The organism is Streptomyces sp. cg36 (assembly GCF_041080675.1).
Lineage (GTDB): Bacteria > Actinomycetota > Actinomycetes > Streptomycetales > Streptomycetaceae > Streptomyces.
On record NZ_CP163522.1, the window covers coordinates 29809 to 43872 of the forward strand.

Genomic DNA, 14064 nt, shown 5'->3' on the forward strand with positions numbered 1-14064 from the left:
CGGGGCGTCCGCAGCATCGGCAAGAGGCCGGCCGCCCCGCACCCCACCCCGAATCCGAGATGAGGAGCACACCCAGCATGACCGATCGCCTCCGCGCCATCGAGGGCCTCGCCCTGGTCGCCGCCCTGACCGCCGTCTTCGACGGAGTCCACGCACTGGGGGACCAGTTCGTGCAGAACTCGCACGACGCGATGACCAAGGGAATGCACGGCTCCCACCTGGTCTACAAGAACGACGGCAGCCCGGTGGAAGAGAACCCGTGGCGGCACGGCAAGGAAGGCCGCACCTGCACCGCCAGCGCGTACGGCCGCCGCTCGGTGAGCCGACATGTGGCCAGCTACAGCGCCGTACAGCTCGCCTCCACCCTCGCCGTCACCCGCACCCTCGGCTACCGCGTCCCCGCCGGCGCCCTGCTCACCGGCGCCGCGATCAACGCGATCACCCACGGAATCCTGGACAGGCGCGAACCGCTGCTCTGGCTCGCGGAGAAGGCCGGCAAGTCCGGCTACATCAAGCACGCCACCGTCGTCCGCAAGTCCGGCGGCGAGGGCACCGAGTACCCCAAGGCCGTCCAGGACGTCTCCGGTCCCGGTACGGCGCTGATGGAGTTGGACCAGGCGGCGCACCGCGCGATCGGCGTGGCCGCCGCCCTGGTCACCACCTGGATCACCCTGCGCAAGGGCGGCCGCCGGTGAGCCCCGCCGCCCGTACCCGGCTGGAGCGCGTCCGCGCTTCGGCCGGGATCGTGAAGCTCGCCGTCCAGCAGATCGAGGACGAACTGGGCGGTCCGATCGATGCCGAGTTCCTCGCCGAGACGCTGCGCGAGCTGTTCGACGAGGCCGACCCCAAGGGCGGCGTCCTCGGCTCGCTCAACCAGCTGCTGACGATGGCCGCGAGGGCCGCCGCGCTCACCGAGCTGAACGGCGAGGACTCCGAGTCCGCCGCCTGCGCGATCGAAGAGGCTGCGGCCTACATCGGCGACTCCGCCGGGATGCGCCTGCACCTGGCCACCTCCACCCTCCACCCGCAAGGAGAACGCTCGTGAAGACCACCTTCGAAGGCACCATGCAGCCGCTCGACACGACCATCCCCGACCCGGCGCTGATCGTCCTCATCGGCGCGGCGGGGAGCGGCAAGAGCACCTGGGCGAGCACCTGGCCCTCCACGCAGGTCCTGGAGCTCGACCAGTTCAGGGCGATGGTTTCGGATGAGGCCGGGGACCAGGAGGCCACCTTGTCCGCAGTCAACGTGATGCACACCGTGCTGGAGGCCCGCCTCGCCCGCAAGCGCACGACGGTGATCGACGCGACGAATACCGAGGAACGGGTGAGGGCCGGCCTTGTGCAGATGGCCCGGAACTACGGCGTGCCCACCGTCGCGTTCCTGGTCTCCACCCCGGCCTCGGTCTGTGTGGAGCGCCAGGCCGACCGGAGCCCGGACCGCGCCGTGCCCGAGGGCGTCGTACGTCGCCAGCACGCCGAAGCCGTCGCCGCCTTCCCCCAGCTGCGCGGCGAGGGCTTCGACCACGTCGTGTTCGCCGACAACATCCACCGCCTTCAGCCGCTTCTGCAGCGCGCCAGCGACACCCGCCGCCGCGAGCTCGGCTGGGACGGCGGCGACGGCCTGGGCGGCCTGCTCCTGGTCCGCCGCACGTTCGGCGCGGAGGTGGTGCCGCTGTGGCGGTGGCGGGACAACTCGCCGCTCGCCAGCGGCGACCGCGTCGGCGAGATCCGCCTCGGGCCCGACCGCCTGGTCCTCGCCCTGCGCACCGACGTCGACGGCGAGGGCGACGTGGGCTTCGACCTGCTGGTCGGCTGCCCGTACGACGACGACTGCGACGCCCCGGCGTGGCAGCCGGTCTTCTCGGTCACCGACCTGTGGAAGGCGCACACCAGCGACACCGGGCTGCACCCGGACGCAGTCTGCTCCGTCCACGGCGGCCCCGACGACGTCGACCAGGAGGCCGACGACCACGACCAGGACGACGACCCTGAGGGCCGCGCGGACCTGGAAGAGCAGTTCGCGGCCGCGGTCCGCGAGTGAGCCGCGCCGCCGACGGTCCGCACCCGCACCCGCTCACCCCGGCCGAACTTCTGGCCGGGGATGAGTGGGCCCACGGCTGCCCTGACTGTCACCTCCCGATCCAGGGCGGAAGCGCCGGCCTCGCCGCGCACCGCCGCACAGTCCACACCAGCGCGGGCGACCCGCGCCGCCAGATCAACATCCAGTTATGAGCGGCCCGGCCGCTCCCACCCCTTCACGGAGGCCCGCATGGCCCGCAAGCCTGTCACCTGGTACATCGCCACCCCCGCCGACGGCATCATCGAGATGTCCCGCGAGGCCGGCACCCCGGTGAACCTCTCCGCCAACGTCGGCAAGGTCATCGACCACCCCAACCCCTGCCGCAACAAGTGGTACGACGAGAGCCGCTTCTCCTACTTCCGCATGGTCAAGCGCGTCGGCGAGGCGTTGGAGGACACCGGCATCTGGCCCGTCACCTGGCCCGTCCGGCTGTGGATCGTGGAGCCGCTGGGCGAGACCGGCAACTGGAGCCAGCGCTACTACCCCTACCGGCTGCTCTCCCACCAGATCCGCGTCCTCGAGGAGACCGACGCCCACCCCGCGCTCGGGCCCTGCGGCCGCGACGTCCTGAACGTCATCCAGCAGGAGATCCCCGAGCGGGCCGTGCGCTGGGCGTCGGACTGGGACGCCGATCCCGAGGGCATGCGCGACCGGAAGTGGGACTGGGAGCAGTGCGGCGGCCCCACCTGCGGCAGCGGCCGGTGGGCGGACTCCGTCGCCATGTCGACCTCGCACGCGCGCCGCGAGTCGGCCGCCCAGACCTGGATCGAGCACCTCGCACGGAACGCCGTCGACCAGGCCCTCGCCGTCACCGACGCCAGCATGATGGCGCGCTGCTACGCCTACAGCCGCGCCACCGGCTGCGCGGTCGCCGCCCAGCACCAGGCCCGCTTCGAGCCGTACGTCCTGGACGCTCTGCGCGGCGTCGGCCTCGACTCCCCCGCCCCGGCCGTGGCCGCCTGACCTGCACCAACAGAAAAAGGCATCCTCAAAAGATGCCAATCCCTAGAAATGCATCCTTCGAGGATGCATTATGGATGTGCGGGGGTCACCCGGCCCCCGCCTCTCCGACCAAGGAGCCCACCTTGAGCACCTCCCAGACCTTCACCGCCACCGCCGCCGGCGCCGTGTGGACCGACATCATCAGCCACGTCGGCACGGTCAACGTCACCATCGATCCGACCATCAAGCACGCCGTCATCACGGTGAGCACGGGCGACGACGACGGCCCGCTGGCCGACGCGGTGCGCGGTGCGACCAAGCGGGAGAGCCGCTACCAGAACCTCGACTGCGTCACCGTCCGCGTCCCCGAGGTCCAGGGCAACACGATGACGATGGGCAACTCCACCTTCAGCTTCAACGGCGGCAACATGGTCGTCGGCCAGAACTTCGGCGTCGTCCGCGGCTCCGTGACCGGCATGACCATCAGCAACGGCGACGTCATCATCGGCGGCCGCAAGGTCGTCGAGAACGGCCGCGTCGTCGCCGAGCAGGGCACCGTCGTCAGCGGCGGCGGGATGGGCACCATCACCGTCGACGTGAAGCTGCCCAGCGACCAGTCCTCGGTCCGGCTGGAGACCACCAGCGCCGACATCACCGTCCACGGCGACCTCCAGGTCCTGGACGTCCACTCCGTCTCCGGTGACATCGAGGCCCGCGGCGTCCACACCCTGCGCGGCAACACCACCAGCGGCGACTTCGAGGTGGACCGGGTCGACGCCCGCGTCGACGTCAACTCCGTCTCCGGCGACATCGAGATCGGCGCCTACAACGGCACCGAGTTCCGCGCCAACACCGTCTCCGGCGACGTCCACGTCAGCGCGACCCCGGCCGCCACCGGCTCGATCGACGCCAACACGGTCTCCGGCGACGTCACCACGCGCGGCACGGACCACCTCCGCGAGCGCGTCGGCACCGTCTCCGGCAAGCACCGCCGCCGGTGACGTCGCCCCGGGGTGGCCGCCACAGTCGCCAAACTTCACCGGCCACCCCGGGCCTCCCAACCCGCTCCAAGAGGAGCAGGGGGCAGACACATCGTCCCTCGAATCCCCGCAGGAGCACCCCATGACCCCGCGCCCCGACGATGAGGCCCGCAACGAGCTGCGCGACCTGGTCGCCCAGGCCAGCCAGCGCCGCGACGACGGCCACGAGCGCATCGAGACCGAGTTCTGGCAGGAGATCGACCGCCTGCAGAAGCGGTACCACGGCGCGCAGCAGGACATCGCCGACGCCCTGGACGTCAAGCGCAACCAAGTCTTGAGGCAGACCAAGCGCTACCGGTCCACGGACCAGCCTGCCGCCAACGACTGAACCCCCCGGAGCCGTTCCGGCCCTGCCCACGCCGGGCCGGAACGGCTCCACCGTCTCCGCCCCACGGCGACCTGACGGGCTTCCCCGCCGCCCTGGCCTCACCTCCGAGACCAGGACGGCGCGGTGGCCCCTCACGCACCAGGCACGGAAGGAGAGGGTCGTCATGCCGAACCGCGAGGTCTACGAGGTAGACGTCCCGATACACGACACCACCAACCCGGCCCTGCGGGGGCTGCACGTCTTCACCGGCGAGGCGGACTCCCCCACCACGGCCCTGCGCCGCGCGCACGAGGTGTACGACGCCGCGCTCGCCGCACAGCAGGCCGGCCTCGACATCCCCGGCAAGCAGCCGGACAGCTGGGGAGCGCGCGGGCTGCGGCCCGGCTGGGAGCTGGACTGGCCCGCCGCGAAGGCCGGCCGCTGGCACAACCCGCTCAGCTGCACCCGCCTCAGCGACTTCGCGCTGTAGCTCCGCCCCGGGACAGGCGACAAGGCGTCCAAACCAACCGCCTGCCCCGGGCCTACCCACCCCGTACGAGACGAGAGAGGGAGATCCCAAGTATGGACCCCGTCACCCGCGTTGCGTCCCCGATCGGGCAGCGCGCCCTCATCATCACCACCCTCGCGGTCCCGCTCACCGGCTGGACCGTTCACGCGCTCACCCTTCACCGGCGCCTCGCGGCCGAACGCCGCGACCCCCTCACCGGAGCCCAGCGCCGCGCCGCGTTCGAGCGCCGCGCCCAGCGCCTGCTCGCCCGCCACCGGCAGGACTCCCTGGTCTGCCTGGTCGACCTCGACAACTTCAAGGGCCTGAACGACAGCCACGGCCACTCCGCCGGCGACAAGGTCCTCGCCGCGACCGGCGAGCGTCTTACCCGCTGGGCCGGACCGCACGGAGTCGTCGGCCGCCTGGGCGGGGATGAGTTCGCGGTCGCGACCCGTGTGGACACCCGGGCCGGAGACGAGGCGATGGAGCAGCGCCTGATGGAGCTGATGGGTGTGCTGCACGAGCCCGTGCCCACCGAGACCGGGCCCCTCGCCGTCGCCGCGTCGGTCGGCACCGCCGTCCCCGACTACCTCGGCATCCACGCCCTGCCTGCCCTGTTGCGCGGCGCGGATGTCTCGATGTACCGGACCAAGCACTCCGGCCACTACGGCTGGGCGGAGATCGAGGACCTGGAGACGCCCACCGTCAACGGCCGCCGCGCCGGCCGCCCCGGCACCGCGCTGGAGCGTGCCGCGTGACCGTCGACCTCGAAGGCGGCGACTGGATCCGCGGCATCACGATCCGCCAGCCCTGGGCCACCTGCATCCTCGCCGGGAAGACCCCGGAGAACAGGCCCGCGAACTGGCCGTGGCGCGGCTGGGTCCTCATCCACGCCGGGAAGGCGAAGCCGGACCCCGCCCTGCTGCGTGACCCGCTGGTGGCCACCGCGATCCGCGGCCGCGAGCTCCACCGCGGCGCGGTCATCGGCGTCGCCCGGCTCACCGACTGCCACCCGGACCAGGGCCCCGAGCGGTGCACCAGCCCCTGGGCGCAGAGGGACGTTCACCACCTGGTTCTCGACGACGTCCACGAGCTGCCGCTGCCCGTGCCCGCCACGGGCGCGCTCCCGGCCTGGAAGCCGACGCAGGACCTCGTGGACCAGGTCCTCCAGCAGCTGCCCCACCTGCGGCCGTGACCCGCAGAAGCCGCAGCTGCCACCCCGCCTGAACCCCTCCACCCGGAGGCCCCAATGAGCAGCACACCCCAGCACGGCACCGACCACACCCTGGCCTACCCCGAACCGCCGGCCTCGCCGCTCTGGCACCGGCGCGGCACCAAGGCCCGGCCGCTCACCCCCGAGGAGCAGCGGCGCAACCGCGAACTCCTGGTTCTCGCTCAGCACACCCCCCGACCCTGCTCCCGCACCACCAAGACCCGGGCGGAGGCCCGCTCATGACCTCTCAGACGCACCTCGCCATAGACGGCTACGTCGACGCCATCCCGGCCCCCGGCACCCACTGGGGCACCGCGACGTTCGACCTGATCCACTCCCCCGCCGACGCGGACCGGATCGCACCCGACACCCCGGACACGGTGTACGCCTGCACCACCGGCGACCCGCGCATCGCCCACGCCCTGCTGAACGAGATCCAGCCCGGCGACCTCCTGCGCGTCACCGGCACCGTCGCCCAGCCGGACGACCCGACCGCCCCGGCCCTGCTCACCGTCGACGCAATGGAGGTCCTGGAAGCCGCCCCGGCCCCGGTCCTGTACGACCTGGTGCTGGAGCGGTGGGGCGGCTACGCGGCCGTGTTCGACGCGGACCGCGACACCGTGCCGGTCTTCACCGCCGCCGGAGCCTGGGTCGGCGAGGCCGCCAACCCCGACGCGATCCTCGACCTGATCCACACGTACGAGAACGGCGGCGACACGCGATGACGACCGCCACCGCGCCGCGCACCGTCCTCGAACGCTTCCCCGCCGGCCACCCCCGCGGATCCTGGCCCGCCGACGACTACGCCGCCGCCCAGCGCGCCCAGGGCGTCGACGCCCAGGTCGTGATGGACCTGACCACGGACCAGTTCCTCGTGGTCACCAGCCACGCCACCGCCAAGTCCTGACCGCCCCGCAGACGGCCCGGGGCGGCCATGAGCCTACGAGCCCGGCCGCCCCGGCGCCACTCTCCACACAGAACGGAACCGCGATGCTCACACAGCTCTGGGTCGGCACCTACCACGGCGCTCACGACGGAGAACGCGTCGTCGTCACCACGACCCGAGACGACACGCAGCCGCTCCCCTACGGCCTGACGTGCACCTGCGGCCTCTCCCAGCGCCACACGGACCCCGTACGCCTGGACCGTGTCGCCTGGCGCCACACCCACCCCACCCTCTGGGACCGCTGGAAGCAGAAGATCCGACGGCTGCGCCGCCCCGCCTGAGCTCAGCAGGCGACCGCTGTCTGAGCCCGACCAACACGAAGGCCCGTACCCCCTGTGAACACCACAGGGGGTACGGGCCTTTTTGCGTTTCAGGCCCAGCGGGCCGCTACTTTCACGCGTGAAAGTAGACCTCAGCGGTGCGGGAAGCCCAGCGCTGTAGCGACCTTCGCATAGTCCTGAGACGGACGAGAATTCGGCGAGAGGATCGGCACCGCGCACTCGTTGCGGTAGATCTTGGTGGCGACACCGGACCAGTGCACTGGCGGCAGCAGTATGTCGCCGTACTCCTCCTTGAGCTCGTTGAACGTCTCCCAGTGCTCCTCGGTCCCGAACGAGGCTGTGGGAGCGGCGCAGGCCATCACGTACTTCATCTGCGGCCGGATCCCGCGCCGCTGGTACATGCGGCGCTCGCTGATCTCCTTGAGCTTCTTCTCCAGGCGGACCAGCGCGTCGGCCTCCTTGTAGGTGCACAGCACCGGCGGGATGACCGCGCCCTCGGTCTCTTCGTCCAGGAGCACGAGGGCCGTGACCGTCAGGCGGCCGTACGTCGCCGGAGGGTCGATGAGGACGACGTCGACGTCGAACTCTTCCGCCAGGTCGTCCAGGCCGTCCTTGAGCCAGAAGACGTTTCCGTCCTCAGCGTTGAGGATCCGCTCAGCGTCGTCGATGTCTGGGTGATCGAGGTCGCCGGGAGCGATCCAGACGTTCGGGATCTCGGTGAACGAGTCGTCGCCGTCGCCGTCCGGGTCGGTGCGATACCGGGCCTGGAGGATGATGTCCTTGAGCTGTGCCTTGTCCGCCATCACGTCGGTGAGGCTCTTCTGCCCCGGCTTGAACACACGACGGCCCAGCACCCGGGTGGCGTTGCACTGCGGGTCCAGGTCGATGACGAGGACGCGGTAGCCGCGTAGGCCCAGCTGCACGGCGAGGGCCGTGGTGGTGGACGTCTTGGCCGTGCCGCCGGCCTTGAGGGCGAAGATGAACACCTTGTAGGCGCGCCTGAGATTCTGCGCCCTGGTCTTCGCGAGTGTGCTGGTCATCTGGTCTCCGTGGAGGCTGAGCCGTCCTGTCGGGGGCGGGCGGTCACTGTTTCCCGCGTGAAAGTAGCTCCACCTGCTGCTGCTCCCACTCGCTGAGCTGGTACGAGGCGCGGCTGGTGGCGAGGAACTGAACGTGCGCGACGTCGCGAGCGTCCCACGCCCGGTCTGGCTGAGCGGCCCGTACTTCGTCGGCAGCCAGGCCGATGGCGAAGGCGGCACGGTGCATCAGGCCGGAGTCCTCGGATGCGGCGACGGCCGCGAAGTAGTCGGTGGGGCGCTTCTTGCTGGACGGCCCCTTCTTGAGCTCCACCAGCCACGCGTGGGCTTTGGCCGCGGCCTGCTTCCACTCGTTCGGGTTGAGCACCACGGTGACGAGGCGGGCGTTCGACTCCGCTCCCTTTGCGAACCGCTCCTCAGCGAGCAGCAGTCGGCACGCCAGGTCCCGCTGGTCCGCCGCAGCCTTGCGGAGCACCTCGGGATCGACGGCCGGGGCCGGCGAAGCGGCTGGCGCGGCTCCATCGGTCGTCTCGATGACCGCGACGGCGTCCGGGGCGGCAGCGGTCTCGCCCTGCGGCGCCGCGTCGCTTCCACCGGAGGGTGCTTCCGGCTTCGGCGTCTCACCGGAAGGGGCCTGGGGCTCTCCGGCCTGGGGGCTGCTCTCGTCTCGCGGCTCCGGTACAGCCACGGGGGAGGAGGGCGAGTTTCCCGCGTGAAACTGGGGCTGCCCCTCCAGGGTCAGCCGGTTCTTGGCCGCTTCGACGGAGAGCTTCTCGTCTCGCATCAGCTGCCAACCGCGCAGCTGGAGAGCGTGGGCCTCCGGAGACTCCTTCTTCCCGTCGGCGTCCTTGAGCAGCGAGAGCGAGTAGCCGGCGCGCATCGACAGGTCCCCGATGTGAATCGCCTGCTGAACTTCTTCGGGGAGCTTGAGGAGCGCGAGGTACTTCGACACCGTCCCTGCGGTGTATCCGGCCCGCTCGACGACCTCGTCGAAGCTGAGGGCCCGGTCTTCGTCCTCGTGGACGCGTTGGCGCAGCAGGTCGATCGCCAGGGCCTGCTCGATCGGCGAGAGACCGGCGCGGCTGTTGTTCTCGGAGACCAGCTCTTCCTCGACGCGGCGGTTCCGGGCGAGGTCATCGCGAAGGACCGCAGGCATGATGCGTCCCGTCGCGAGCGCAGCCGCGTGCCGTCGGTGGCCAGGCCCGAGGATGAAGGTTCGGTCAGGGTGCTTCACCCTGGACGCCCACTGCGGATAGCACTCCATGAAGACCTTGGTGTGCATCACGATGCCCGGCGTGTGGACACCGCGCTCGCCTACGTCAGCGATCATCGCGTCCATGTCCCGCAGCTCAAGCCGCATGTTCATCGGGTTGGGCGAGATGGTCTCCGGGTCGAGCTCCAGGAGCTCGCCGTCCTCGGGAGGCAGAGCGTGGATGTCCTGGCTGCCCGTGAGGCCGGCCTTCTCGCGGTCGGCTCGTAGAGTGCCGCTACCGCCGCCCTCGCCCTTCTTCTTACGCTTCGGCCGAGGCAGCGGCGTCGTCATCTTTTCCTCCGGGGTGGTGCAACCTGTCGGACCGAACCCTAGCGGCCAGCCGCCCCTGGCCTCAGCCGGACCGACTTGGTTTCACGCGGGAAAGTAGCGGGGGGACCTCGCGTCAGGGGCCGGTGAGGATGTCGTGGGTGCCGATGCGGCGCCAGATCACGTGCGGGGTGCCGGGACGGAGCGCCGGACCGTACTGCCAAGTCGCGCGGCCTGCGGGGCCAGCGCCCATGGACCAGGTGAGTTCGTAGACGCCGGATGCGCGCTGGACACGCTTGACGCGGAGGCCGGCGCGGAATCGTCCTCCGGCACGCAGGTCCTCGACGAAGGCCGCCACGGTCTGGCGGAATCGGCGGCGCTGTTCTGGGGTGAGGCGGTCCAGGTCGGTGGTGAAGCGGGGCAGGGCTTCGTAGGTCGGCACGTCGGTCCTCCAGGAAGCACGAAGCCCCCGGCGTTGCCGGGGGCGGTGGGTGTCTCGCTCGGGTGTGGAGTCGGTGGTGACGAGTGCGGGTGGGACGTCCTTGGTCGTCGCCGGGGGGAGCGGTACGTGAAGGTGCGCTGGGTACGGCTGGAGTCGGTTACCTGGCGTTTTTGAGGCGTGTGAGGTGGGTGGGGCTGGCTGTCGCGCAGCATTTGCCTGGCCCCAGGTGGTGTTCGCCTGGCGGGCCAGACGTCGCCTCAGATGCCCGCCAGGCGGGATCGGCCGTGAAGTTGCGGTGAACCCTCCCGCCTCACGGGATCGGGCTTTATTCGCAGGTCAGAGCCGGTGTTCGCTGCCGGGATGCTGAGTGTTGCGAAGGTTCAGAGGCGGAATGCGTGGCGCTACTACGTGCGTGGGGTCGCCTTCGGGGACGGCCGACGCCCGGTCGGCCAGCCCCTGAAGGGCGCCCTGGAGAAGGCCGGCCTTCCGCCCGGAGTGTGGATGGGGCGGGGCCTGGCCGCGCTCGGGCTCACCGCCGGGCAGACGGTGACCGAGCGACAGATGGAGTTGGTCTTCGGGCAGCTCCGGCACCCGGACGCCGACCGGATCGAGCGCGAGCTCCTGGACGACGGCGCCGCCCCGGAGGCGGCCCGCTTGGCCACCGTCCTCGGGCAGCCGATCGAAGAGATCGAGGGACGCAAGGCGACCCCCTTGTTCGCGCTCGACTACACCTTCCGGGCGCAGGCGTCCCTGATCGTGCTGTGGGCGCTGGGAGACGACCACACCCGGCGCGTCATCGAGCGGGCGCACGAGCGGGCCATCGCCACCGCGCTGCGCTGGCTCGAGGATGAGGTCGCAGAGACCCGGTGGTCGTCGGGCCGTCAGCGTGCGAAGGCACCGGCCCTGGTGGTCGCGAAGTGGCGGCACTGGGACAACCGGGACGGCTTTCCTCTACTCCACGACCACTGTCTGGTCCTCAACCGGGCGCAGCGCCCGGACGGCTCCTGGTACGCGCTGGACACGGTCCGCCTCTACCAGCACGTGGTGGCGGCCGGGACGCTCTACACCCTCACGATGACGACCGAGGTGTGCGAGGAGCTCGGGCTGGCGACGGTGCCCCGGGAGGTGACGCCGGGCCTGCGCCCCGTGATGGAGGTGGCCGGCGTCGACCAGGAGCTCATCGACTGGTCCTCCACCCGTCGCGAGCAGATGGCGCCGGTGCTGGAGCGCCTCACCGACGAGTACGTCCAGGAGCACAAGCGGCTGCCCGGCGAGCGCGGCCGCCACGGCCTGGGCTGGTGGGCGGCGCAGGACACCCGCCGGGCGAAGAAGACCCCCAAGCCCTTGGAGCAGCTGCGCGCGTGGTGGCGCACCTCCGCGATCCTGCGCTTCGGCAAGGAGATGGTCGACGGGCTGCTGGAGCGGTGCCGTGCGGCCGGGAAGGCGATCCGGGCCCGGGTCGGCCCGGTGGTGGACACCGCGCTCGCCGCCGTCGACGTTGCCGCGATCGTCTTCACCGTCCGCAACTCCTTCGCTCGCCGCCACGTCCTGGCCGAAGCGCGCCGGCACCTGCTGGAGACCCTGCGCGGCCGTGCGTTCACACGCGGCCTGGACGACTACATCGCGGATGCGGCCCTGTCCCGGCACTCCCGTCAGCTCACCGCGCCGCAGAAGGGCCGCCGGGCCCCGGCGCCGGATCAGCTCACCTACACCGCGGACTTCGCCTGGCCGCACCGTTGGTGGATCGCTGGCACCGGCGGCAAGCCGCCGCGGGAGTCGAGCCGCTACGAGCGCGCCCGGGTCGCCAGCCTCGCCCTGCAGAACGCGATCCGCGACGCCCGGATCCTTGCCTCCGCGCGGGACGGAGCGCCGGCCGCGACGGCATCGGCCGCCGCGCGCGATGAAGACCAGAACCACGACCAGGCGGCGCCGCACGCCGTCGACCACCCGGACCGGGACGCCGTCCTCACCCCGGCGCAGCAGGCCGCCGCTGTTCACGCCCACCAGCAGGCCGCGATGCCCGAGGAGTACCTGGAGGGCCGTACGACCGATCCCGCGACGTGGCTGCACACACCGAAGAACCTCGCCCGGCTGGCCGCCTTCACCCAGGCCGCCGAAGCCCGCGCCCGCATCGTCGCGGACGGACCGCAGCCGCAGCAGCCGGCCAAGGATGCCGACGACCCCGCCCGCCAGCAGCAGCACCACACAGCGCAGCCCGATCAGGGCAGGGGAGCGGGCCGGGACCGCTGACGGGGACGCCAATCGGCCAGCGGCTGGCCGATTGGCGACTTCACCCCCGAGGCCCGGCGGACCGGACTGAGAATCGGGGCGTTGGCACCCGGCACGGGAGGAACCTTGACCGACCTGCACGAACCGCTGGAACCGCTGGAGAGCTACCCCGACGAACTGCCCCCGCCCCGCCAGCGCGGCGACGTGAACCTGGTGGGCCTGCTCAGCATGGCCGACGACCTTGCCAAGACCGTGTCGGCGCTCCTCATCCGGGCGAGGTCCTCGGGCTCGGAAGTCCAGATCATGCCCCGGGAGATGATCCAGAAGAATCTGGAAAAGCACGCTGAGGAAGTCCTGGGGAAGGTCGTCTACCTCCAACGCCACGCCCACGCCGCGCTGCTCGGACGGTGCGTGCTCGGCGCGGACTCCAAGGAGGACTGTTCCACCGAGGGCGCCAACCTCCAGCTCAACGTCTGGGATGAGCACACCCGCCGGGACATCGTGGAAGACGGCACCACCGGCTGCGTCGCCCACACCATCGAAGCCGCCCGCCGGACCATGGCCGACCCCGCCAGCGAGAAGATCGTGCTCGCCTTCGTCCGCGACGCCGAAGGACTCGCCGTCTGCCGCGCCCTCGGACTCGGACCGGACGATGCCGAGCAGTTCTTGTACGGCGGCCTCACCCTGCGCCCCGAACACCGCGTCGGCTGACCCTCCCCCTTCCCGCGGCCGCGCCCGGCCGCCAAGCCCCCGCATTGGAGCGCCACGTGCCCTACGAGGCCCGCGATCTGAACCTGACCGATCCGACGAAGGGCTACCTGAACTTCGTCCTCTACACCGAGCCCCAGCGCGGCGCCGCCACATCGTCGCTGAACGCCGTGCTGGACATCGAGGCTCAGCAGACCGTGACACCGCACTTCCAGGAGTGGCTGGGCAGGCTGGTGCGGTGCGAACCGAACGCGATGCACTGCACCCTCGTGCGGTCCACGGACATCCCGACTCTGTTCCACCCGTGCGTCACGGAGGACCCCAGCAGCCCGTCGGCGATCAGCGGCTCAGGCTGCATGTGCCGCCGGACCTTCTACGACCCCGAGTACGGGCTGCCCGTCGTCGGCAAGCACTTCAAGCACGCGGGTGCCGGCGGCACGGACCAGTGGAGCTACACGACGTACGCTCCGCTCGAACTGCGCCCGGACGACGTCTTCAGCCGCTTCCACACCGGCCGCGGTCTGTTCTGGGCCCGGACGGACAAGGGCGTCCTGTCGTTCCTTCCGCAGAGGAACGGCCTGGGCTACGAGATCGGGTACAACGGCGGCGGCCCGCATGCCCTGGCCGCCTACCTCACCCAGGTCGCCACGACGGACGGGCAGCACACGACTGCCGGCGCCCAGTACGAGGATGCGCACCCGGCGATCGTTTCCTGGACGCAGAGCAAGGCGGCGGACCGTGGCACGAACGAGCTGTCGCTCAGCGACCTCGAGGCCATGATGCAGAGCTGACTGCCGTCGCATCCGGGCG

The 14064-nt window shown here is 71.2% G+C and carries 19 protein-coding genes; 16 read left to right on the forward strand and 3 right to left on the reverse strand.

Annotated features, from left to right (window positions below; all coding sequences use genetic code 11):
• Nucleotides 1–77: 77 nt before the first annotated feature.
• From AB5J87_RS39830 to AB5J87_RS39890, 13 genes are all read left to right on the forward strand, one after another.
• Nucleotides 78–695: a hypothetical protein gene (locus tag AB5J87_RS39830; protein WP_369384227.1), complete on the forward strand. Its 618-nt coding sequence runs from the start codon at nucleotides 78–80 to the stop codon at nucleotides 693–695.
• A complete protein-coding gene (locus AB5J87_RS39835; protein ID WP_369384229.1) occupies nucleotides 692–1045 on the forward strand; it encodes a hypothetical protein in 354 nt (117 codons plus the stop codon). Before AB5J87_RS39830 ends, AB5J87_RS39835 begins: the two co-directional genes overlap by 4 nt.
• Nucleotides 1042–2043, forward strand: a complete 1002-nt coding sequence (locus tag AB5J87_RS39840; protein WP_369384230.1) for an AAA family ATPase — start codon at nucleotides 1042–1044, stop codon at nucleotides 2041–2043. Before AB5J87_RS39835 ends, AB5J87_RS39840 begins: the two co-directional genes overlap by 4 nt.
• Nucleotides 2044–2271: 228 nt before the next feature.
• Complete coding sequence (locus tag AB5J87_RS39845; protein ID WP_111339985.1) at nucleotides 2272–3045, forward strand: hypothetical protein; 774 nt, start codon at nucleotides 2272–2274, stop codon at nucleotides 3043–3045.
• 122 nt (nucleotides 3046–3167) lie between these two features.
• Nucleotides 3168–4025 (forward strand): DUF4097 family beta strand repeat-containing protein, encoded by an 858-nt coding sequence (locus tag AB5J87_RS39850; RefSeq protein ID WP_369384232.1) that lies wholly within the window; start codon nucleotides 3168–3170, stop codon nucleotides 4023–4025.
• Between the two features lie 121 nt (nucleotides 4026–4146).
• Nucleotides 4147–4392, forward strand: a complete 246-nt coding sequence (locus AB5J87_RS39855; RefSeq protein WP_111339983.1) for a hypothetical protein — start codon at nucleotides 4147–4149, stop codon at nucleotides 4390–4392.
• A gap of 163 nt (nucleotides 4393–4555) precedes the next feature.
• Nucleotides 4556–4861: a hypothetical protein gene (locus AB5J87_RS39860; protein ID WP_369384233.1), complete on the forward strand. Its 306-nt coding sequence runs from the start codon at nucleotides 4556–4558 to the stop codon at nucleotides 4859–4861.
• Nucleotides 4862–4953: 92 nt separating this feature from the next.
• Entirely contained in the window at nucleotides 4954–5637 is a 684-nt protein-coding gene (locus tag AB5J87_RS39865) for a GGDEF domain-containing protein (RefSeq protein ID WP_369384234.1), read from the forward strand.
• A complete protein-coding gene (locus AB5J87_RS39870) occupies nucleotides 5634–6074 on the forward strand; it encodes a hypothetical protein (RefSeq protein ID WP_369384235.1) in 441 nt (146 codons plus the stop codon). Before AB5J87_RS39865 ends, AB5J87_RS39870 begins: the two co-directional genes overlap by 4 nt.
• 54 nt (nucleotides 6075–6128) lie before the next feature.
• A complete protein-coding gene (locus tag AB5J87_RS39875) occupies nucleotides 6129–6335 on the forward strand; it encodes a hypothetical protein (protein ID WP_369384237.1) in 207 nt (68 codons plus the stop codon).
• Nucleotides 6332–6817: a hypothetical protein gene (locus AB5J87_RS39880; RefSeq protein ID WP_369384239.1), complete on the forward strand. Its 486-nt coding sequence runs from the start codon at nucleotides 6332–6334 to the stop codon at nucleotides 6815–6817. The genes AB5J87_RS39875 and AB5J87_RS39880 overlap by 4 nt, the downstream gene beginning before the upstream one ends.
• Nucleotides 6814–6999, forward strand: a complete 186-nt coding sequence (locus AB5J87_RS39885; RefSeq protein WP_369384240.1) for a hypothetical protein — start codon at nucleotides 6814–6816, stop codon at nucleotides 6997–6999. The genes AB5J87_RS39880 and AB5J87_RS39885 overlap by 4 nt, the downstream gene beginning before the upstream one ends.
• Before the next feature lie 83 nt (nucleotides 7000–7082).
• A complete protein-coding gene (locus tag AB5J87_RS39890; protein WP_369384241.1) occupies nucleotides 7083–7319 on the forward strand; it encodes a hypothetical protein in 237 nt (78 codons plus the stop codon).
• 131 nt (nucleotides 7320–7450) lie between these two features.
• Here AB5J87_RS39890 and AB5J87_RS39895 read toward each other — a convergent pair whose 3' ends face one another.
• The 3 genes from AB5J87_RS39895 to AB5J87_RS39905 form a co-directional block, all read right to left on the reverse strand.
• The gene (locus tag AB5J87_RS39895; protein ID WP_369384242.1) at nucleotides 7451–8359 is read right to left on the reverse strand and encodes a ParA family protein; all 909 of its coding nucleotides are present in this window, start codon (nucleotides 8357–8359) and stop codon (nucleotides 7451–7453) included.
• 43 nt (nucleotides 8360–8402) lie between these two features.
• Nucleotides 8403–9899, reverse strand: coding sequence for a ParB/RepB/Spo0J family partition protein (locus tag AB5J87_RS39900; protein ID WP_369384243.1), 1497 nt, complete (start codon nucleotides 9897–9899; stop codon nucleotides 8403–8405).
• Nucleotides 9900–10011: 112 nt separating this feature from the next.
• A complete protein-coding gene (locus AB5J87_RS39905) occupies nucleotides 10012–10317 on the reverse strand; it encodes a hypothetical protein (RefSeq protein WP_369384244.1) in 306 nt (101 codons plus the stop codon).
• Between the two features lie 360 nt (nucleotides 10318–10677).
• On the opposite strand from AB5J87_RS39905, the gene mobF reads away from it, so the two are divergent.
• The 3 genes from mobF to AB5J87_RS39920 all read left to right on the forward strand — a co-directional run bounded on the left by mobF (nucleotide 10678) and on the right by AB5J87_RS39920 (nucleotide 14045).
• On the forward strand, nucleotides 10678–12567 hold the full coding sequence (gene mobF, locus AB5J87_RS39910) for a MobF family relaxase (RefSeq protein WP_369384245.1): 1890 nt from the start codon (nucleotides 10678–10680) through the stop codon (nucleotides 12565–12567).
• Nucleotides 12568–12672: 105 nt separating this feature from the next.
• Nucleotides 12673–13257: a hypothetical protein gene (locus AB5J87_RS39915; protein ID WP_369384246.1), complete on the forward strand. Its 585-nt coding sequence runs from the start codon at nucleotides 12673–12675 to the stop codon at nucleotides 13255–13257.
• Between the two features lie 56 nt (nucleotides 13258–13313).
• Complete coding sequence (locus tag AB5J87_RS39920; protein WP_369384247.1) at nucleotides 13314–14045, forward strand: hypothetical protein; 732 nt, start codon at nucleotides 13314–13316, stop codon at nucleotides 14043–14045.
• Nucleotides 14046–14064 lie beyond the last annotated feature (19 nt).

Bases quoted from the DNA above. Each gene is read 5' to 3' on its own strand.
- AB5J87_RS39880 (WP_369384239.1), top strand. From the start codon at position 6,332: ATGACCTCTCAGACGCACCTCGCCATAGACGGCTACGTCGACGCCATC.
- AB5J87_RS39860 (WP_369384233.1), top strand. From the start codon at position 4,556: ATGCCGAACCGCGAGGTCTACGAGGTAGACGTCCCGATACACGACACC.
- AB5J87_RS39865 (WP_369384234.1), top strand. From the start codon at position 4,954: ATGGACCCCGTCACCCGCGTTGCGTCCCCGATCGGGCAGCGCGCCCTC.
- AB5J87_RS39895 (WP_369384242.1), bottom strand. From the start codon at position 8,359: ATGACCAGCACACTCGCGAAGACCAGGGCGCAGAATCTCAGGCGCGCC.
- AB5J87_RS39845 (WP_111339985.1), top strand. From the start codon at position 2,272: ATGGCCCGCAAGCCTGTCACCTGGTACATCGCCACCCCCGCCGACGGC.
- AB5J87_RS39885 (WP_369384240.1), top strand. From the start codon at position 6,814: ATGACGACCGCCACCGCGCCGCGCACCGTCCTCGAACGCTTCCCCGCC.
- AB5J87_RS39830 (WP_369384227.1), top strand. From the start codon at position 78: ATGACCGATCGCCTCCGCGCCATCGAGGGCCTCGCCCTGGTCGCCGCC.
- AB5J87_RS39890 (WP_369384241.1), top strand. From the start codon at position 7,083: ATGCTCACACAGCTCTGGGTCGGCACCTACCACGGCGCTCACGACGGA.
- AB5J87_RS39875 (WP_369384237.1), top strand. From the start codon at position 6,129: ATGAGCAGCACACCCCAGCACGGCACCGACCACACCCTGGCCTACCCC.
- AB5J87_RS39855 (WP_111339983.1), top strand. From the start codon at position 4,147: ATGACCCCGCGCCCCGACGATGAGGCCCGCAACGAGCTGCGCGACCTG.
- AB5J87_RS39900 (WP_369384243.1), bottom strand. From the start codon at position 9,899: ATGACGACGCCGCTGCCTCGGCCGAAGCGTAAGAAGAAGGGCGAGGGC.
- mobF (WP_369384245.1), top strand. From the start codon at position 10,678: ATGCTGAGTGTTGCGAAGGTTCAGAGGCGGAATGCGTGGCGCTACTAC.